The 20373-nt window shown below is 40.9% G+C and carries 18 protein-coding genes and 2 tRNA genes; 5 read left to right on the plus strand and 15 right to left on the minus strand.

The window, feature by feature from the left end:
• Nucleotides 1–16: 16 nt before the first annotated feature.
• From OQE68_RS01830 to gspE, 13 genes are all read right to left on the minus strand, one after another.
• Nucleotides 17–994 (minus strand): 1-aminocyclopropane-1-carboxylate deaminase/D-cysteine desulfhydrase, encoded by a 978-nt coding sequence (locus tag OQE68_RS01830; protein ID WP_180571227.1) that lies wholly within the window; start codon nucleotides 992–994, stop codon nucleotides 17–19.
• A gap of 227 nt (nucleotides 995–1221) precedes the next feature.
• Complete coding sequence (locus OQE68_RS01835; RefSeq protein ID WP_180571226.1) at nucleotides 1222–2526, minus strand: hypothetical protein; 1305 nt, start codon at nucleotides 2524–2526, stop codon at nucleotides 1222–1224.
• A gap of 1011 nt (nucleotides 2527–3537) precedes the next feature.
• Nucleotides 3538–3614, minus strand: a tRNA-Asp gene (locus OQE68_RS01840).
• A gap of 95 nt (nucleotides 3615–3709) precedes the next feature.
• Nucleotides 3710–3785 (minus strand) — tRNA-Val (locus OQE68_RS01845).
• Between the two features lie 259 nt (nucleotides 3786–4044).
• The gene (locus OQE68_RS01850; RefSeq protein ID WP_180569668.1) at nucleotides 4045–4563 is read right to left on the minus strand and encodes a type II secretion system protein M; all 519 of its coding nucleotides are present in this window, start codon (nucleotides 4561–4563) and stop codon (nucleotides 4045–4047) included.
• A gap of 6 nt (nucleotides 4564–4569) precedes the next feature.
• Entirely contained in the window at nucleotides 4570–5907 is a 1338-nt protein-coding gene (gspL, locus tag OQE68_RS01855) for a type II secretion system protein GspL (RefSeq protein ID WP_180569669.1), read from the minus strand.
• A 21-nt stretch (nucleotides 5908–5928) separates the two neighbouring features.
• Entirely contained in the window at nucleotides 5929–7026 is a 1098-nt protein-coding gene (gspK, locus tag OQE68_RS01860; protein WP_180569670.1) for a type II secretion system minor pseudopilin GspK, read from the minus strand.
• Between the two features lie 39 nt (nucleotides 7027–7065).
• Nucleotides 7066–7797 (minus strand): type II secretion system minor pseudopilin GspJ, encoded by a 732-nt coding sequence (gspJ, locus tag OQE68_RS01865; RefSeq protein WP_180569671.1) that lies wholly within the window; start codon nucleotides 7795–7797, stop codon nucleotides 7066–7068.
• On the minus strand, nucleotides 7797–8189 hold the full coding sequence (gspI, locus tag OQE68_RS01870) for a type II secretion system minor pseudopilin GspI (RefSeq protein ID WP_180569672.1): 393 nt from the start codon (nucleotides 8187–8189) through the stop codon (nucleotides 7797–7799). The genes gspJ and gspI overlap by 1 nt, the downstream gene beginning before the upstream one ends.
• On the minus strand, nucleotides 8164–8754 hold the full coding sequence (gspH, locus tag OQE68_RS01875; RefSeq protein ID WP_180569673.1) for a type II secretion system minor pseudopilin GspH: 591 nt from the start codon (nucleotides 8752–8754) through the stop codon (nucleotides 8164–8166). Before gspH ends, gspI begins: the two co-directional genes overlap by 26 nt.
• 3 nt (nucleotides 8755–8757) lie before the next feature.
• Nucleotides 8758–9195: a type II secretion system major pseudopilin GspG gene (gene gspG, locus OQE68_RS01880; RefSeq protein WP_274691308.1), complete on the minus strand. Its 438-nt coding sequence runs from the start codon at nucleotides 9193–9195 to the stop codon at nucleotides 8758–8760.
• A gap of 27 nt (nucleotides 9196–9222) precedes the next feature.
• Complete coding sequence (gene gspF / locus OQE68_RS01885; protein ID WP_180569674.1) at nucleotides 9223–10446, minus strand: type II secretion system inner membrane protein GspF; 1224 nt, start codon at nucleotides 10444–10446, stop codon at nucleotides 9223–9225.
• Nucleotides 10447–10456: 10 nt separating this feature from the next.
• Nucleotides 10457–12007, minus strand: a complete 1551-nt coding sequence (gene gspE, locus OQE68_RS01890) for a type II secretion system ATPase GspE (RefSeq protein ID WP_219340103.1) — start codon at nucleotides 12005–12007, stop codon at nucleotides 10457–10459.
• An 858-nt stretch (nucleotides 12008–12865) separates the two neighbouring features.
• On the opposite strand from gspE, the gene OQE68_RS01895 reads away from it, so the two are divergent.
• The 4 genes from OQE68_RS01895 to OQE68_RS01910 all read left to right on the plus strand — a co-directional run bounded on the left by OQE68_RS01895 (nucleotide 12866) and on the right by OQE68_RS01910 (nucleotide 18650).
• Entirely contained in the window at nucleotides 12866–13516 is a 651-nt protein-coding gene (locus tag OQE68_RS01895) for a type II secretion system protein N (protein ID WP_180569675.1), read from the plus strand.
• A 6-nt stretch (nucleotides 13517–13522) separates the two neighbouring features.
• Nucleotides 13523–15937, plus strand: a complete 2415-nt coding sequence (gene gspD, locus OQE68_RS01900; protein ID WP_180569676.1) for a type II secretion system secretin GspD — start codon at nucleotides 13523–13525, stop codon at nucleotides 15935–15937.
• Between the two features lie 210 nt (nucleotides 15938–16147).
• Complete coding sequence (locus OQE68_RS01905) at nucleotides 16148–17068, plus strand: DMT family transporter (protein ID WP_180569677.1); 921 nt, start codon at nucleotides 16148–16150, stop codon at nucleotides 17066–17068.
• 175 nt (nucleotides 17069–17243) lie between these two features.
• The gene (locus OQE68_RS01910; protein ID WP_180569678.1) at nucleotides 17244–18650 is read left to right on the plus strand and encodes a TIGR03013 family XrtA/PEP-CTERM system glycosyltransferase; all 1407 of its coding nucleotides are present in this window, start codon (nucleotides 17244–17246) and stop codon (nucleotides 18648–18650) included.
• A gap of 63 nt (nucleotides 18651–18713) precedes the next feature.
• Here OQE68_RS01910 and OQE68_RS01915 read toward each other — a convergent pair whose 3' ends face one another.
• Nucleotides 18714–19049 carry a hypothetical protein gene (locus tag OQE68_RS01915; protein ID WP_180569679.1) on the minus strand — a complete coding sequence of 112 codons (336 nt, stop codon included), beginning with the start codon at nucleotides 19047–19049 and terminating at the stop codon, nucleotides 18714–18716.
• 169 nt (nucleotides 19050–19218) lie between these two features.
• On the opposite strand from OQE68_RS01915, the gene OQE68_RS01920 reads away from it, so the two are divergent.
• Complete coding sequence (locus tag OQE68_RS01920; RefSeq protein WP_180569680.1) at nucleotides 19219–19467, plus strand: hypothetical protein; 249 nt, start codon at nucleotides 19219–19221, stop codon at nucleotides 19465–19467.
• A gap of 39 nt (nucleotides 19468–19506) precedes the next feature.
• Here OQE68_RS01920 and OQE68_RS01925 read toward each other — a convergent pair whose 3' ends face one another.
• Nucleotides 19507–20253, minus strand: a complete 747-nt coding sequence (locus OQE68_RS01925; RefSeq protein WP_180569681.1) for a S1C family serine protease — start codon at nucleotides 20251–20253, stop codon at nucleotides 19507–19509.
• Nucleotides 20254–20373 lie beyond the last annotated feature (120 nt).

Consider the following 20373-nt stretch of genomic DNA (forward strand, 5'->3'; position numbering starts at 1 on the left):
TAGCCCGAATATTACACTAGGACGTATGAAAATGCCCCGAGACCTGATGAAGTAGTCGGGCTAGCTGCCGCTCCATTCCTCGGCAACCTTGTAAGCCCCCTGTATGCACCACTAAAACACGACTACCACTGGCTATTTTTTTATTCTTAACTTGCTCTACCACCGCTTTCATCATTTTGGCTGTATAAATAGGATCTAAAGGAATATTAGTGATTTTAAAAAAATCATCCATGAATGCCACTAGCGCTGCTGATAATTTCGCATAGCCACCCTCATGAAAATTGCTAAGCAATTTCCACTGAGCACCCTGGCAATCCAACTTGGCCAACCAATCTTGAATGGTTTGCTGTAACCATTGCTCTGCTTTTAATACTGGTACTCCAAGCACCTGCTGGTGTGGTTTAGCAACTGAAATCATCCCTGCTAATGTCGCCCCTGTACCACAAGCAGCTACAATCGTGTCAAACTGCTGATAGTTTGGCACTTCAAGCAATATATCCTGGCAACCTTGCACACCAGGTAAATTCGAGCCACCTTCAGGAATCCAATACACAGGCTTAGCCAATGAAAAATGCTCCTTTAACTCTTGCCAATATTCCTGCTCATCACGGCGTTGATAGTCGAGCCGATTTAAGTAATGGAGTTGCATCCCCCACTCAGAAGCATCAAGTAAGGTTGGGGTAAGTGGCTGACTGGCATATCCACGAATAAAACCTACTGTTTCTATATTTAGTAGTTTACCTGCTGCCGCTAGAGCATGAATATGATTAGAGTGAGCACCACCAAAACTCGCCAATGATTGGCAGCCCTGCTGCAAAGCTATCTGTAAATTATTCTTTAATTTATACCATTTATTCCCAGACAATAATGAATGCACTACATCTAGTCTTAATATGCTAGCCTGTACATTCATTTGCTCAAATAATGGGTAATTAACAGTTTGTAGTTGTGGTCTAGCGACTGCTGTACTCAGTGCCTGCCATCGATCATTCATAAATACCCCAGTTTTAATAAGTAATGCATACACACCAATAGTGGTATTTTATACTTGTAAACTGTAGTAGTTGAATAGCGTTAATGCTGTCTGGAGGAAGCTTATAAGCCTGTAAAAAGGTTAGCTCAAGCAAAAAAATGGTGAAAGCACTTTGTGAATTCACTACTTTCACCATTTGATATTTTATTAATACCAGAAGTATTAATAAATTTTAAGATTTATTCAGATTATCGCGATACTTTTAGCTGTGGAGGTTGCCCACTTTCCACCTGCTCAGCTTTTTCAGCTTTCTGGTGATCAACACACATATTTGACTTGTCTGCCTCAAACTCTCTAGGTACCTCAACCCTAGCAATGGGTTGACCACAACGCTTGCCACTAACTGTTGCATCACAAGTTGCATTTTCATAATGCCTGCGCCAACTCAAATAATGCTCTTTCGATACAAAACAGCGTTTGGCTACATAAGCAATATTATCTGCTAAATACTCATCAACATCTTTAACTGGAATGGTCACATGACCCACCCCAGGATGATAGGCCATAAACATAACACCTTTAGCTGCCAGTTGAGCTAATACATCACCAGGATGGGTGATTTTTAGTTGTTTATTTTCTTGCTGTAACCTTTCAAGCTCTAACTGCTGCTGCTTATCAATATCTTCTAAATAGCTGATTTCAACATCTTTTGCTTTGACTAAGTCACGTAGCTCATTAAGTTGACTACGATACTTAGCCTCTACTTTTTTTGTGATCGACTCTTTCAGGTCTGCCAAACGATTTTGGTTTTGCGCCTCAATATCTTGGAGTAGCCGTGTCATTTCTTTTCTGCTGGTTTGATATTCTTGATTCTTTTGAACCAACTGCTGCCGATACTGCTTCGCTTCATGCTCAGCTTTTTTTAGTTGCGATTTTAATTCCATTAACTCTAAGTCAAGCTTCGCTACACTATTTTCATGCTTAAGCTGTTGGTTTTCAATACGTTGATCCAATTGATCACGTAATGCTTGCAATTGCTGTTGATAACCTTGCACTGATGACAGCTGCTTAGCTGCTGGTTTTTGTTGTGGTTGCTGAGGGGGCGATGGCTCTACATAGTCTTCATAGAACCGAAGCTTATTTCTTTTAAGAGCAGCTTTAATTAATACCAACTCATTAATAGCTGATGGCTTTGGGTCCCATAATAATCGCTGATGCCAACTCACTGGACACTGAGTACGACAAGCAATGCGGATATGTCCATCCCCCAAGTCAGGACCTCTTCCAGCTACTTCTGCCATATGCTGAACTGGAATATTCCATTTACAATCAGCTCGACCTTCTTCATTGAAGGTTAAGTAAAACAGCACAACGGACTGAATAGTTAACGAAGGGGCTACTCTGACATAAGCGCCTTTAACCGTTTGTGAAGCAAACTCCTGCACTAACACGATACCATCCAAAATAGCATCAAACTCTGAATACAGCATTTGCTTACAGAGCCCATGACTATTAAAGAACATGATGGCTTCTTCAAAGGATTTGTGTCCCAAGGTCTACTCCTTTTACCTTACAACAAGGTAACTAAGTGTCGTTTATGCTGAAAATATGATCAATAGAAAGTGGTTGATCTATTGTCATCTCCCCCCAATACTGTCAGCGCAGCTATTCGATGCTCTCATTAAACTACTGGGAGAGTGATCGAATCTTTAATTTTGTTATCAACTTATCTGAAAACAAGCTGAAAACTCAAGCTGCTTCAGTTGTGTCTATTTATAAAAAATAAAACACCAACTTTTCATAGATGAACGAGGCTCTCAATCTGTCGGTTTTATTATTCACTGTTTATTAATAGCAGTTACTAAGTTACTGCTAGCTTTTATAGCGGCTATAACCGATCAAAAAAAGCACACCTTGCATTCGACATATATTTTATTGAATTGCCATCCCCTCTAATGTGAAGGAATCACCATTAGCTAGATCAAAATTCGATCATAGATAAATTCCTTCGCGCATTAAAAAATACATCAACGTTTTACTTGCGAGTACCTCAAACCAATCTCGCTGAATCAATCACAGTTTGTGAAAACCCAGTAATAAAAACTATCTAAAGACGATGTGATTTTTAGCAAATAACTATGAATACAGGATGTAAGAACAGACAAAACGTACATTTTTTAAACAAAACCAACTATACCGCAAGCAATAACAGAACTGAAGTTAGATTAGGAGGGATAACCAAGAAAGAATTTTAATACAGAAAAACCGACTAGCTCTGCTGCTTTAGGAACAGCCATAAAACAGGTCAATTAATAAACTCACTTGCTTTCCAGTGAGTTAAAATTTCGATAGTGTTGTTATTCTTTACAGCTCAAATGCATCATCAATATCATCATCATCAAACTCAACAGGCTCATTTGACTCCAACAGCTCTTCTAAATAGTCTTCCATAGATTACACTCCTAGCTTTATTGATTTTTATTAAGACTACACAAGGCAAATAATATACCAAACTGATGTATATTCAATGAATTAAAGAATGATAGGGATATCAAGAAGGGAGTTGGCGGAGCGGACGGGACTCGAACCCGCGACCCCCGGCGTGACAGGCCGGTATTCTAACCAACTGAACTACCGCTCCATTTGACTACTTATCAAGCAATCAATAATTGAGCTACTACTCTAGCTAGCATCACTAACTCTTATTTGTAGCTTTAAACTGCTAACTGTCGATAATGGTGGGCAGAGAGGGGTTCGAACCCCCGACCCTCGCCTTGTAAGGGCGATGCTCTCCCAGCTGAGCTATCTGCCCGACAGTTGAAGCGTATTCTAATGATAATCCGTAAGCTGTCAAGTTTTTTCAAATACGATGATATAAACTATTTCCACACTGACGATAATGTAGACAGTTACTATTGATAACCATCATTCTGTCAACTAGCTTCTATGCTTCGGTAATAAAAACTGCGCCCAAAATATTACACTTCATTAATGCACTGAGTTAGGGCATTCCTATGGTTTAATAGCACAGTACAGGGCGCTTATATTCTAGTAAGCACTCTATCCCTAATTTACGCTGTCACACTCACATAAACCCGAACAACACCAGGTTCATCTTGAGCATCAATACGAATCTTATCAACTGACAGTTGATATTGATTACGCAAATAGACTAGCCACTCTAAGAGTTTCTGATAAGGCACTTTTTCAGCCCAAACAGTAACTCCCTGACTACCAGGCTGCACTCGGCTCAGCTTAATACCACTACGCCGAGCAGCGCTGGTAACAACGGCCGAAATTTTATCTTTACTAAACTGCTGCCCTCTAGACTGACTGGCTTGCACCTGCTTAGCAATAGGTGCATTCACCTCTAGCCAGGCCAAGGTTTCTTGCTCACGAAAATAACCAGACTGAGAATCATTTGCCCATTGTGCTAACGGTTTCCAAACCATGACATAAAACAGTACACAAGTTAAAAAGCCAATCATTAATAGCAGCGCTTTTCGATCACGCTCATTTAATGCCTGATATTTGTTGTGGAGTTGCTTAAATGCCCCTGACTGCTGTAACTGCTCAGATAACGCTTTCATATTTTACTAAACCTTGATACTGATACGCGCCAGAACGCTAGCTTTCTCTTGGTTAGCTGTTTCCAAATTAGCTGAAAGGCCACTACCCTTTAGCTTTTGTACATAGTTATCCAAAATTTCATAACTTTTTGCATGCACTTCGATAGTGAGCGAGCCTGCTGACTGGTTAAAATCCAAACTCTTCGGTTTGATTTGTTGCCCTCCCAGTTGCTGGGTTACAGAGGAAACATTCACCAGCATATCCATAAATGGACTTTCCTGTTTGCCACCACCAGCTGCCTTTAAGCGGCTAACCATCCTTTCTTGCAACTCTTCTTCTGCATCATCATTGGGATATACACCCTGATAAAGAGAAATGCTTTGCTGTTTCAGCTTGTTGGTTTGCAGATCAAAATAAACCCCTTGACCAACATTTAAGCCGACAGCCAGTACTAACCAGCCAGCAACTAAACCAACCAGTGGTTTCCAGATACTCAATCCAGTACTGTCAGAACTAACACCATAGGGCTCTTGAAACAAGTTAATAAAAGCAGAATAATCCGTTCGCTGTAAAAAACTACGGCATAAGTAGTGAAAAATAGTGCCTTTCAATGCCGAATATTCCAAGCTAATTTGGTGGCTTGCCAGCTGAGTTTCCAGCTGCTTCAGTAACTTTTTCACCTCAGTGGTTAAAGGCTTAGCTACTGTTACTTTGATTTGCTTAAATTCTGCAGCAATTGCTGCACTTGGGTCATCCTCCACATCTATTTGTCGATATTCAGAAGGATTTTCTAAAACCGTCATTAGCGTTGATGGCAATGCATGCATATCCAGACCAAAAAAGCAGTTTGGTGGAATCGCCAACAAGGAGCGATCACCATCGATAATGGCCTGAATAGTGTCATCTTTTGTAGAAACCAGTTGTGACTCAGAAATACACAGCATTGGTACTAAACCAATTGCATGAATAGCCTCATAGAGGGGTGCTATATATTCATGATTAACTGCCGCCACAGGTAACATTTCATTGGCAACCTGCCGGTTGGTCACTATATGCATGTCGTCAATATCATTAATCAGATACTCTTCCAACATAAAGGGCAGGGCTTGCTTTAAGTGCTTCAATTGGCCTGTATTCACTGGCACATTTATCATGAGCACATGGTCAGCAGGCACTACCACGACCACTTTTACTTTATTGACCCCTTCCTGCTCAGCTAATGTTTTCTCAAGGGCAGTCAACTGTCCCCGGGAAGGGCCAAAATGCAGCTCACCTTCTGAATTGCACCCAAGCCATTCAGCGCTTATCTGATCAGGCTCTGAGCCAGATACATCTGTAACGCGGATAAAAAGATACCCTTCCATAACAACAGTGACCTACCTACGTTAGTCTTTTTTTACTTTGGGTTTAGCCAATCGAATTAATGGTTGTCCTTCTTGCCGTGAGATCACACTCACACCCTGTTTAGGACTCCGATGAAAATAACTCACTAAGTAATATTCTGCATCGGCAAACTTGGTTTTTATGACAGCCTTAAAATAATCACTTTTGATGTCGATACTACCTTTAGGTATCTGCTTACCAGTTAAGACACCCAGCTCCTCAAAATCTTTAGCCTCTTTAAATCCCTCTTTACCTCTAGCTTTAATAATGGCTTCTGCAGAGCGCTTATCAAGCCCACTGATCATGGCCTGAAACACTTCAACTGGAGCTGTATTAACATTAATTTTAGTATCTCCTGACACAGCAGGGATAACCGTTACAAAAGGTGCCAGTTTGCGATAAATTTTATAGTCCATATTGGCCAGTAGCATCAGCTCTGATACAGAGGCCATTTGATCATTGGCAGTGCGGTAAGGGTTGTCACCTAATAAATAATCATCATCTTCAGCACCACCAGCGCTAACCTGCTGATTAGAGTCAACCCAGTCTGTAATTTGGCTGATAATTTGCCTAGCTTTATCAGCTTCTATACCTTGTAAGCTCAATAGCCTTTGAAGAACAGCCTTACTGTCTAAAGAGTCGCCCTTGTTATTAGTATTGTCTCTCGGGTTATTTCCTCCTGAATTATTTGGAGGGTTACCGCCTGGAGGCTGACCATTATTAGTTGTGCCAGTTGCAGCTAAGCTGTTTAGGTTAATAAACCCTTGCAGATCAAATACATCAATTTCTATTTTGCCAATATCACCGGTATCGATTTTCAACTCTTCTTGCTGATAATGCCAGGCTTCAAAATAATGGTCTTTAACCGCTTTATTTCGCTCATCATTTTCCTTATCAGCTCGCAGTAACTCAGCAACTAATTGCTCAGCAGAATAAGCATATTGTTTTGCTTGCTGGCGCATCAGCAAGTGGCTAGTGCGCTCAGTTTCTAACCGGATATTGGTGACAATTTTTGCAGCTAACACAGTGACTAAACTAAAAATCACCATGATAAAAATAAGGGCTACCCCTGTTTGTTTATTTAGCTGTTTATAACTCATCCAGTTCATCTACTTCGCTATTTTAATCAACAAGGCTAATTAAGTCTGTGGCGGTTTTGGTAACCCTTGGGTATTACTACTTCCCTGCTGATCAGGCTGTGGAATAGTAATACCCATAATAATTTTATTAACCTGACCATAACGTGGGTCAGTTAAGGTAATCTCAATGCCTAAAGGTACCTTTTTATTAGGGTCTTGTTTCTGACCACCACCAGGAAGGCCCTGAACTTGCTGGCTACTTGCAGGCGTTGACCATTCGGTTTTCCATTTTCGGTCTTGATCTAAAAAGCGTACAGAGACATTTTGCAGCTTTTCAATTAACACTTGCTGTTTTGGCTTGATTTCTCCTGGACGGTCTAAAGCTAACCAATACTGACGTATTAACTGGCCATCAGAAGCTTCAAAAATATAAGCCACCCGTTGGATATTACTTCGCTTAGCATAGCTAGGATTTCGCCAACCTGCTTTGCTAAACTCAATTAAAAAGCCATCTTTATTAGCAATAAATGCAGGCTGTTTATCACCCAATTCATTACGAATAGGACGAGGCGTTATTTGACTGAGGTCTTTTTCAATAATTAGTAGTGCTCGTTGCAATTGATTAATGCGCGTTAAACTTTTTTCTGTAGCCTGTTTAGTATTGGCAACTGTATCAAATAAACGAAAAGCGGCAATGCTCACGATTGAAAATAGCGCAATGGCAATAAGCAACTCTAATAGAGTAAAGCCGTTTTGTTTAAAATATTTTCCAGGCACGACTGTACACTTCATTAAGACTGTTTCCTTAAATACCCCGTTAAGGTAAACAATACATTATCTTCCGCTGATTTAGTTTGCTCTTGTCGTGAAATGGTTAACTCTACTTTATTAAAATTTTCTTGAGAGGTTTTTGATACTTCAGTTACCACCTTCCAATTACGCTGGGCAAAACTAACAGTACCTTCTTTTTTACCCAGCTCAGGCCACTGAGCCTCTAATTGCATTCGCGCTAACTGGTTTTCGGCAATCCAACTGGCAAGAATTTTTTCTTCTAAATAAATCGTTTGCTTAATGGCACTGCCATCAGAAATAACTAACACAGCAGCTGCGCTGGCAAAAATAGCCAACGCCACCATTACCTCTAGCAAGGTAAACCCTTTAGTCTTGCTTTTTAACTTCAACACGGTTAATTCCGTCTGCTACTAGCTTTTTGGGTTTGTCATGGTACTCACTATCAATCGTGAGTTCGAAAGGCGTCACTTGAGTATCTGTATAAATGACAACTTGAGGTTTTAACTTAGACTTTTTCTGCTTTTTATCCTTATTGCTATCACTTTCAAGGCTAAAGCTGGTTAAGTCGTCTTCATCCTCATCAAACAGTTTAAACTTGGTAAATTTATCGTCTTCTGCACTTAAAATCAGGCTATAACCCTCAGGTAATTGGTGAGGGCGAAATGAGCCTTCTTTTAGCTCTAGCCATTGGTTTTCTACTTGATCATATCGCAGCCAGCTATAGCCAGAAGGCTCAGCCTTAAACCCTAGCTCATAACCTTTGACCAGTGCTTGATCAACTGCCAATTCAAACAGTTTGGTTATACGTAGCGCCTCATCATCCAGTCGCTTACTTTTATCACCAAGTAGAGGGCTTAGTACTGTTATACCAATCAAGGCGCCCATGATGACCACCACCACCAGCACCTCAACGAGTGTAAAGCCCTGTTGTCTTGGTAAACGAGACAACACCTGCATTAATTACTCTTCCCAGTTAGTAATATCAGCGTTGAAACCTTCACCACCTTTCTTGCCATCAGCACCGTAGGAGTATAAATCAAACGGACCATGTACACCGGGAGACAAGTATTTATATGCATTACCCCATGGATCAACAGGGACTTTTTTCAGGTAAGGATTATTCCACCCTTTCGGTTCTGGCGAGCCACTAGGTTTTTTCACTAGCGCATCTAACCCCTGGTCAGTACTGGGGTAATTAAAGTTATCTAATTTGTACATATCCAGTGCCGATGCAATCGCTCGTACGTCTCCTTTTGCAACAGTTACTTTGGCCTGATCTGGCTTACTCATGATATTAGGTACTACTAGTGCTCCTAGAATCCCTAAGATAACCACTACAACCATAATTTCTATTAAGGTAAACCCTTGCTGCGCTGACTTAGCAATCACCTTTTTCACTCTTTCGTTCCTTTTTAATACTTACCATTAATTCAATAGCTGGTTCATGTTTAAAATTGGTAATAAAATTGCCAATACAATCACCAACACAATCCCCCCCATAAGCATCAGGGTGAGCGGCTCAAATAAGCCCACTATTACTGACATTCTATTCTCAAGATCAGTTTCCTGACTGAGGGCTGTTCGTTCTAACATATCATCAAGCTCACCGGTGGCTTCACCACTTGCGATCATGTGCATCATCATCGGTGAGAAGTGACCCGTTTGTTCTAGCGCTTTAGTTAAACTCAAGCCTTCACTTACTTGCTGGGCAACATCACCCACACTGGCTTTTATATAAAGGTTTGAGACAACTTCTGTTGCTATCTTTAGGGCCTCTACTAGCGGCACACCACTGCGCGTCAAAATACTTAAGGTACTGGCGAAACGTGCCGTATTCATCTGACGATTAAATCGACCAATTAAGGGCACCCGTAACAGGCCTCGGTGAAACCGCAGTTTGATTGGGGGTTTGCTTAACAAAACGCGGGTAATATAAATAAACCCAATCACCCCAAGCAACATAAAATACCAGTAGTTTTGAAATAAGTTACTTAAATCAATGAGGCCTTGAGTTAAAGCGGGCAATTCCTGACCACTATCAATAAAGACTTTAACTATATCTGGCACTACAAACCCTAATAAAAAGCTGACAATAGCAATCGAAGCAACTACCAATAAAATTGGGTACACTAGTGCCATTTTAATTTTTTGCTGTGACTGCTGACGGTTCTCAGAATAATCGGCAAGTTGGTTAAGCACTTTATCCAGAAAGCCTGCATGTTCACCTGCAGCAACAGTTGCACAATACATAGAAGGAAATACACCAGGAAAGCTTTCCATACTTTGCGCCAGAGTATAACCCTCTAACACTTTAGAGCGCACTGCTTGAAATATTTTCTTTATTTTTTGTTTTTCTTGCTGCTCAGCAACTGCTCGTAGCGCTTCTTCAATAGGCAGCGAAGCCTGAATCAGAGTCGCTAATTGGCGAATAACCATTGAGAGGTCGCTGGTAGAAATACTTCGAGAAAATAACCCTCCCCCAGCTTTGCTGTTTGCCTGTTTCTGCTTTTGTGCAACCAGCTCCACATCTAAAGGCGACATGCGCTTTTCACGCAACATCTGCCGTACTTGCCTTGCACTATCAGCTTCTAATGTGCCTTTTTGCTGTTTTCCCCTAGCATCAAGCGCTACAAATTCGTAAACCGCCACGACTTACCCCTTAATCATCCTGAGTTACTCTAAGTACTTCTTCAAGGGTGGTCTGCCCAGCTAGCACCTTACGACGACCATCAGCACGAATACTGGGTCTGCCAAGACGGATATACTCAATAATTTCCTGTTCTCCTGCATTATTATGAATCAATCTGCGCATCTCGTTATCTATTGGAATAATTTCATAAATTCCCATCCGGCCTCGATAGCCCTGTTGGTTACAGCTAGGACAACCTTTAGCATGATAAATTTCAGGTGGCGCATCAGGGTTTAAGTGAAGTCGTAAACACTCTGCTTCATCTGGCCGGTAAGGCTCTTTACAGTCATCACAAAGTCGACGTACCAATCGCTGGGCTAACACCCCTACTAGACTGGAGGAAAGTAAGAAAGGTTCAACCCCCATATCTTGTAATCGGGTAATTGCACCGACAGCAGTATTGGTGTGTAAGGTTGATAACACCAAGTGACCCGTTAAACTGGCTTGGACAGCTATTTGAGCGGTTTCGACATCTCGAATCTCCCCTACCATCACCACATCCGGATCTTGCCGCAAGATAGCACGCAGCCCTCGAGCAAAAGTCATGTCCACCTTGGGGTTTACCTGGGTTTGACCAATACCTTCCAGGTTGTACTCAATAGGGTCTTCGACCGTAAGAATGTTACGACTTTGGTCATTTAGGGTAGCAAGTGATGCATATAGACTGGTGGTTTTACCAGAGCCAGTAGGCCCTGTAACAAGGATAATGCCATGAGGTTTATGAAGGATACCTTTAAGCAGCTTGGTATCATCAATAGACATACCTAAGTGATTCAGATCCAAGCGACCCGCTGCTTTATCCAAGAGTCGCATAACCACCCGTTCACTGTTGGTTGAGGGTAATGTCGACACCCGTACATCTACTTCTTTACCTGCTACTCGTAAGGAAATACGACCATCCTGAGGCACCCGCTTTTCAGCAATATCCAGCTTAGACATTACTTTAATCCGAGAAATCAACAAAGCAGCCAACTGTCGTTTGAGTCTTAACTTTTCTCTCAGAACACCATCAACCCGAAATCGTACTACTAGGTTTTTTTCAAAGGTTTCAATATGAATATCTGACGTGTTTTCCTTAATGCCTTCAGTAAAAATGGCATTGATCAGACGAATTACAGGCGCATCATCAGCTTGTTCAAGCAAGTCTTCAGACTCAGGTACTGCATCAGCCAGGCTGGCCAGGTCCATATCATCACTAATACCAATGGCATCCTGAAATGCTTCAGAACCATCATTTTGGTAAGTCTCTGACAACAGCTCCGAAAACTGGCTTTCATCGACTAACTCATAAGGCAACGCCCCGCCTGCAAAGCGTCTGATTTCAGACGCTACAACAGGTGTAAGTCCTTGCTTATGACAAACCTTAGCACTACCATCGCTCTGCCGATAGATAAGCACACCATATTTCTTGGCAAAGGCAAATGGCAGCCTTTTCTCTGCAGGCGAGCCTTTATGTATATGCGACTCAGACTGCGGACTAGTACTTCCTGCTTCACCATTTGCAACCGCTGGCACGTTCAATGTTCTGCTACCTCTTTTCAGCTGAAAGACTGGTTAGAGAAAAAGTTTCTTTCACTTATACTGACTCATGCGAAATACTTTTTAACCACCATTCAAGCCATATATTCCCCAAACAACCGTGTTTTTTCACAGTTGCCACAGCTTTTAAACAACAGTATTCTTGGATAAGAGTACTTGTTTATAACTGTTTTCTTCTCGTAAATACTTGAATGCTTCTAGCAAGTTTTATTTATGCACATTCACTTATAAGCCGCCAAGTAATTCTCTACCTACACCTACCTATTATCTACTGTAACAATCCACTTATTAACTATTATTCACCTAATAGCTTCGTTCAATAGATATTGTTCAACAACACATGTTACTGAAAGTAAAAATCTCTATTTTATGTTTATTTCTGCAAAGCCAATGCTTGATATAGCTACAAAAACTTAAGGCAAAGATCATTTAACTATTAGTTAGTTTCTGGGTCGTTAGTTCCCTTACTTTATCCTCATTTTGTTTATTAGCTGAGCAACTATCTGGAACCAACTGGATACAGTACAGTCATACTGTCGAAAAGCCCAATTTAGCCTAGAGTTATAAAGTGTGAAATTTAAACTTAGGTTAATTGTCGTTTTCATGGTGCTATGTACATGGTGCTATGTATTAGTTTGATGGTGCCTTGTATTAATAGGCATCAGTTTTACAGTATTTTTTTACAAATTTCACACTCTTAAGGCAATTTGCTTGACCCATTTCAAGCAATAATTGTTATTATGGCAGCCGACGTTTAGCCAAGGGTACGTTGGACTTTCGCTCAGTTTTTTAGGCATTTATTCAATAAGGAATAGCTTACAAGCAGCTTTCAATTATCTTATGAACTCAACAGCATTATCGCCTTATCTAACACTAGGGCATAAAAAAAATATCTCTGCTTTTTGTCTTATTGTCCTAGTGCTTATAGGTATGACTTTAGCGACCAAAGGTATGCAACTTTACCAAGCATTGACAGCGCCTAAACCTCAGGTAGAGGCTATCCGGGATGTGGCACAAACTAAGCCCCGATCCCAATACAATGCACAAAGTATTGCCTTACTGTTTGGCAAAGGAGTAAGTGAGCAGCCTGTGGCACAAAAGCATATTCCTAAAACGAACTTAAGACTGGTATTAAAAGGCGCCTTTGCTAACCAAAATGACAGGCTGTCCAGCGCCATAATAGAAGGCAGCAACCGTCAGGCTATACTCTACCAAGTCGGAGACACTTTACCCGGCCAAGCAACTTTACATAAAGTGAAAAAAGATCATGTCATTATTTCAAGAAATGGAGTCCTAGAGACGCTCTACTTTCCAGAAGCCAATAGCCCTAACCGAATTGAAGAATATAAAGGTCCTCACCAATTACCTAAACCACCCGAACCTGTTTCTGTTACTTCTCCAGAACCATTAGAAAATGCATCAGCACAGCAACGAATGAAAGAGCTGCAAGCACGTATGAAGCAGTTAGACAAGGGCGCCGGAGGAGGCTAACCAATAATGCAAAACGCCCTACAACAAGCAGCCATTCACCAGGATAATAAGCAGGATTCTTGGAATAATAATCACATGTCTTACCAACAACAACGCTTTACTATGGCCAGATTGACCAAACTTTTTCATGCATCAGTGCTTTGTCTGTGCTTTTCAGTCACACCTGTGACACTGGCAGAAACCAATGCCGATGATGGTAAACGCTGGACAATTAACCAGAAAAATGCCGATATAAGAGAGTTTATCGCCCAAGTTGCTTCTATTACAGGTGAAACTATCATTGTTGACCCTCGCATAAAAGGACCAAACAATGTAACCGTCGTATCAGCCTCCCCACTATCAAAAGAAGAAATATACGATGTATTTCTATCCGTGCTTCATGCCAATGGTTTCACTGCAGTGCCCAATGGCAAAACCATCAATATAGTGCCCACTAATAAAGCAAAGAGTGATGTTCCCATTTTTAATGGCAAATCAGGGCCTCGCAGTGGTCATATGATAACTAAAGTGGTTCCCCTGGTTAACTTATCTGCAGTAGAGCTGATTCCTGTCATTCGCCCTTTAATACCACAATATGGTCATGCTGCAGCTATCGCCTCCAGTAATTCGATCATTATTAGCGACCACAGTGCTAATGTAAAACGTCTAGCAAAACTCATCAGAGAAATGGACTTAGCTGAAAATGCTGACCATGATGTGATTAAACTTGAACATGCCTGGGTAGGAGATGTCGTTAAAGTCATTAAAGAAGGACTTTTAGGTGGCCAACAACAACGTAAGCCCGCAGGTCAGATTATTGCTGACGAGCGTACCAACCGATTAATTATTACTGGGAAACCCGCTTTTCGTAACAAAGTGAAGCGAATGGCACGCTCTATGGATGTGGAAGCTGACAGCGCCTCCTCAACTCGAGTAATCCACCTACGTCACGCCGATGCCAAAAACCTTGCAGAAGCACTTTCAGAACTGTCTAAATCTCTTACTGTACAGTCTGGCAAAGATAAAAAAGATGCAAAACAGTCGATTATTAAGGCAGATGAATCACAAAATGCTTTGATCATTGCAGCCGAGCCAGAAATGATCAGAGAGCTGGAAAATATCGTTCGACAGCTGGATGTCCGCCGAGCTCAGGTACTTATCGAGTCTGCAATTGTTGAGGTTTCTGGAGATATTTCAGAACAGTTGGGTATTCAGTGGGGTATTACTGGTAAAGATACCAAAACAGGAGGAGATAAAAATGGCTCTGGTATAAGCTCCATCATTGGCGCCACTATAAAAAACACAGAAATTCCCATCGGCCAGCTGGCCTTGCGCAATAGCAACTTTGGCATACTACTCAATGCTATTACCCAACAAAGTAATAGCAACTTATTATCAACCCCAAGCCTGATGACAATGGATAATGAAGAAGCTGAGATTTTGGTGGGTCAAGAAGTCCCCTTCCAAACCGGCCAATATACAACAGGCTCAGATGGAGCCAACAACCCCTTTACCACTGTAGAGCGTAAAGATGTCGGCTTAAAACTAAAGGTAACTCCTCATATTAATGAAGGCGATACCATGCGCCTCGAAATTGATCAAGAAATCTCCAACGTTATTACGTCTGCAGAAAGCAGCAACAACCTTAATCAGGTAACCAGTAAACGGCAAATTAAAAGTACCATTCTGGTTGATGACTCAAAAATCATTGTTTTAGGTGGTCTTTTACAAGATGATGTTGTCCAGGGTGAATCATCTGTTCCTATTTTGAGCCGCATTCCCTTAGTGGGTCGTTTATTTGAAAATGACAACAACTCGCACAAAAAACGGAATTTAATGGTATTTATCAAGCCCACTATTATCCGTAATGCCAATGAAGTGAACGGCTTAACTCGAGATAAATACTCAAGCATCAAACTAATCAAAAGCGCAGTAGACAAACGTACAGAAAAATACGACATTGAGCGAGCCAGGCCTGATGATGCTAATAAGTTATTTACTGCAACAACTCATACGAATGCACAAAAAGCGCTTCGCGCCCAAGCTCCAACCAATACCAGTGATAGTTACGGCTCCCGTAATAGTCAGCCAAACAGCTATAGCAAACCAGTTACACCTCAGCCGGTACAAACATCTTATACACGCCCTACTAACAACGTTGCCCGAACATCAACAGCAACTCCAGTTAGTTCTGCTCGCTGGGCTGTACAGTTAGCCTCTTATAAGTCCGCAACTGCTGCTGACCAAGCAATAAGCAATATTCAGAAGCGTCATGGAAGCCTATTAAATGGACTACAGCCCAAGGTTAAGTCAGCCAATTATGGTAAACGAGGTACCTATTATCGAGTGCTATTTACAGGCATTGAAAAGCAGTCTACAGCGATGGATATCTGTCGCAAACTAAAGGCTGTCAAGCAAGGCTGCTTGGATACCCGGCAATAAAGCTAAAAAAACAATGACAATAATAAGCACTTAAAAATGAGCTAAACTCCAGTGTTGGCTGTAGAACAAACAGCCAACTGCTTTCTTTTCTTCTATCCTCTATTCCATCATCACCAAAGGCCTGTAACTAACTAGAAGTTGATTCTATTAGCTAAAAGCTATCTAATAGCAGCTCTTTATTTATGTCACATACTTAAGTCATATCTACCCATGAATACAACCAGCCAAAGCACACCGTGGTTTGCGTATAGCATTTTAGTTTTAGCAATGCTGCTTTGGGGTAGTTCCTTTATTGCTTTAAAAATAGCCTTTAGTCACTATTCTATGTGGCTGGTTATTTTTGCTCGAATGCTAATTGCAACCCTCTGTTTTCTAGCCTGTTTCCGTCGCATTTCATTTCGCCAATACCAACCTGGTGATCTTAAGCTATTTTTTATAATGGTACTTTGTGAACCATGCCTGTATTTTATTTTTGAAAGTCTCGCCTTAGAGCATACCAGTGCAGCTCAGGCAGGAGCAGTTACAGCTTTATATCCAGCACTTGTAACTATAGGTGCTTGGTTATTCTTAAAAGAAAAGCCGTCCAAACTTTTGCTGACAGGGTTAGTGATTGCATTTATAGGCGCACTTTGGTTAACTTTTTTATCAGAAAAGAGTGAACATGCGCCAAATCCGCTGCTAGGTAATTTTTTAGAATTAATTGCAATGGTCCTGGCAGCTTTTTATACCATAGCGCTGAAAAAACTAGCTTTTCGTTATAACGCAATAACATTGACTGCTGTTCAGTCTGTTGCAGGAACCTTGTTTTTCTTGCCTTTTGCTTTAAGTAGTGATTTACCTACACAAATTGAATTAGAACCAACCCTAGCTATTATTTATCTGGGTAGTATTGTTACATGTGGTGCTTATGGGCTTTATAACTACGGTGTTAGTCAGTTGTCTGCTAATAGTGCATCAACATTTGTTAATCTAATCCCTGTGTTCACAGTTATTTTAGCCGCCATCATTTTAGACGAATGGCTAACAACCACACAGTTAGTGGCAGTCATATTAATTCTGACCGGTGTTATTATTGGTCAACAGAAATGGCAAATTAAAGCTCAGCGCAAACCAGAGACTGATTTAACCTAATAACAGTTAAGTTTCAAAAAACATTAAATATGTTGAAGTAATTAACTGACATTAAAAGCCTCTTATAATAAATTAGCGCGCTAGCTCTAGGGGACGTGCCCCTTTACACGGAAGCAGAAGTTATCTATATGCACACGGGAAGCCATAGCCATATTTAAGGATAAAGGGAGTTTCAGTGAGCAGTATTCGTATTTTCAAACACCATATAAGAGTACCCTATTTAATACTGGGGCTATTTGAGCTTTGTGCCTTCATTGCTGCGACCCACATTGGTGCCCTCATACGCTTCGGAACACTTGAGCCTACTGGCCAGGACCCTGCCAGCCCTTTAATCATTCGGGCATTAGTACTTGGTGCTGCCTTTATCATTAGTATGATAGCAATGGGCCTCTACCAGGCTCGACTAAGAGAAGGACTCACTGGTATGCTGATACGCTCAGCTATTAGCTTTCTTCTTGGCAGCATCATTCTTTCTCTTTGCTTTTTCCTTTTCCCTACATTACTAATTGGCCGCGGTGTTTTTATTGTCACTATTACTATTGCCTTCTTAAGTATTGTCTGTATCCGCTGGTGCTTCACCAGACTTGTGGACGAGAAAATCTTAAAGCGCCGCGTGTTAGTGTTAGGAGCCGGCAGAAGGGCAAACAACATTTGTCAGCGATTACGTCGGAAAAGTGATCGTCGCGGTTTTAGTGTTATTGGCTTTATGCATATCTCAAGCGAAGCCGATATTGTTTCTAATGAACTTATCATTAGTCATCAAGGCTCATTACTGGAATATGCCGTTGATAACAAGATTGATGAAATAGTTGTTGCCGTTGATGATCGCAGAAAAAACTTTCCAATTAATGAGCTATTAGACTGCAAACTAAGCGGCATTGAAGTTGTTGATATTCTGACTTTTTTTGAAAGAGAAACAGGCAAGATCGAACTTGAACTGCTTCACCCAAGTTGGATGGTATTTTCTGATGGCTTTAGCCAAAGTAACCTGAGAACCTATTCTGAACGCTTATTTGATATTGTCGCTAGCTTAACCCTACTTTGCTTTGCCTGGCCCTTAATGGCTTTTGCAATACTAGGTATTTGGCTAGAAGAAGGGTTTAAAGCACCTATTTTTTATCGCCAACGTCGAGTTGGTCTTAATGGAGAAGTTTTTGATGTCCTCAAATTCCGTAGCATGAGAATTGATGCGGAAAAAAGTGGTCAGGCACAGTGGGCCACCCAAAATGACCCTCGAATCACTCAAACAGGCCGAATTATTAGAAAATACCGAATTGATGAGTTACCCCAAATCCTGAATGTATTAAAAGGTGATATGGGCTTTGTTGGACCAAGGCCAGAACGGCCAGAGTTTGTGGCTAACCTGAAAGAAAAAATTTCTTATTATGATGAGCGCCATCGAATCAAACCAGGTATCGCAGGCTGGGCACAGCTTTGCTACCCTTATGGCGCTTCTGATAACGATGCCAAACATAAACTTGAATATGATCTTTACTACGTAAAGAATCATAGTCTATTTCTAGATATTCTTATTTTAATTCAAACCGTTGAAGTGATCTTATTTGGTAAAGGGGCTCGTTAAGAGCCAGCCCCTTTATGTTTGAGCCAGCAACTAGACTGGCTTAGCCTTCAAAAGTATAACTAGTCAAAAGCCCAGTCGCTTACTGAATCTTAGTGGTTTGCCCTTATTGGTACAAACCTGTACACAGCGATCATCCCATAGTTCAATCATTCTGAAGTCCTTCACGTTAGTTATCTCTAACCCAGCTAAACCGTTTTCAGTTAGCCACTTTTCTACATAGGGAAGATACTCAGGAACAGAAGCCCTGGCCGTAAATATTTTTACTTCCTGTCCTTGCAATACCCAATTTTTTACTCGATCCAGCATGGGTTTGATCGGCTCACCTATATGCTCAGGCCCTCGCCACTTATCATAACGTGCCAAGGTGCCATCTAAATCGACCCCAATCCATCCAGGCATATGCCCCTCAACTGTATAAATGTCACAAAAGCGTCAAAAAATATTACAACTTAATGAGCGTGAGGGCTAATAATAAATATAACCGTTTGATAATCAATAAATTAGACGGGTAAGGCTCACATTTTGCAAAAAATGTTCAACATTAAAATATAAAATGAGGGGTGTGCCAATGATAAGTGTATGGCTGCTACTCATCACCATTGTCATTATTGGCTGTATGGCAATTATAGTTTTTAACTCTGCGGCTAAACGTTACGCTTCAAATAAGCAAGTAACTGACTGCCTTCAACGTAATAAATACTACGATCGCCGTAAAAATAGCAAACCTATTTACTATCCGTTCACTGATTCAGAAGGGAACCTAGTAACCTCAGATAGAAGAAACCATAAAGAGCGAAGGCTAACCCCTTATTACTAGTTTTTACTACTTATTTTTTATACTACGTTGCCACAGTTATTATTTTCGCTGAATTAACGCTTTAACATGACTGATTGGAATAGCATAGGTAATACCACTCGGTTTTGCTAATACAGACTCTTTTGTTTGCTTAACAAATACTTTGTTTACTATGCCAATCACCTCACCAGTAGCAGCTAAAAATACTGGGCTACCACTATTACCAGGATAAGCAGTTGCATCCAGTTGAAACACATTATAAGGGCTTCGTAAGCGTTGGATATGAGGAACATCCAACTCTTTTGCAGACATAACAGGAATAGCAACGGGCGTAATGCTCGCTACAATGCCATGATGGGTTGCAGGATATAACCCTAGCACCAACCCAATTGGAAACCCAGTAAAAGCAATTTGATTACCTTCTCGCACCTTACTGGAATCCCCCAACGTTAATGGTTTTAAGGTAGATCCTTTTAGCCGTAATAACGCAAGATCATGGGGCTCATCTGTCTTAAAAACTCTTGCTTCTCTCACAGAAGGTTTATTACCCTGCCCATATAAAACGACAAGACGTTCCTTTTTTTCTAGATTCAATTTAGTAGGAATAACATGAGCATTAGTCACCACATGATAGCCATCATCCACAACAAACCCTGTGCCTAATAAACTCACAGGAGGGCTTCTAGTAGGTAAATAAGTAGCCACCCCCACCACACTGGGCTTGATTTGTTGTATAGAATCCGCTAATGATTTAGCAAAACCATCAGACACAGTCACAACAAAGGCTAAGATGAACCAACTACTCATATTAAAAGATCGTGAATTACCCCACATCACCATTAAGATTCCGTTCGTTAATACAATAAAAAAATCATAATATTAATTAATAGCCATTGTCATCATCCAGAGCATTTAAAAACTTAAGAT

This window comes from Spartinivicinus marinus, assembly GCF_026309355.1.
Lineage (GTDB): Bacteria > Pseudomonadota > Gammaproteobacteria > Pseudomonadales > Zooshikellaceae > Spartinivicinus > Spartinivicinus marinus.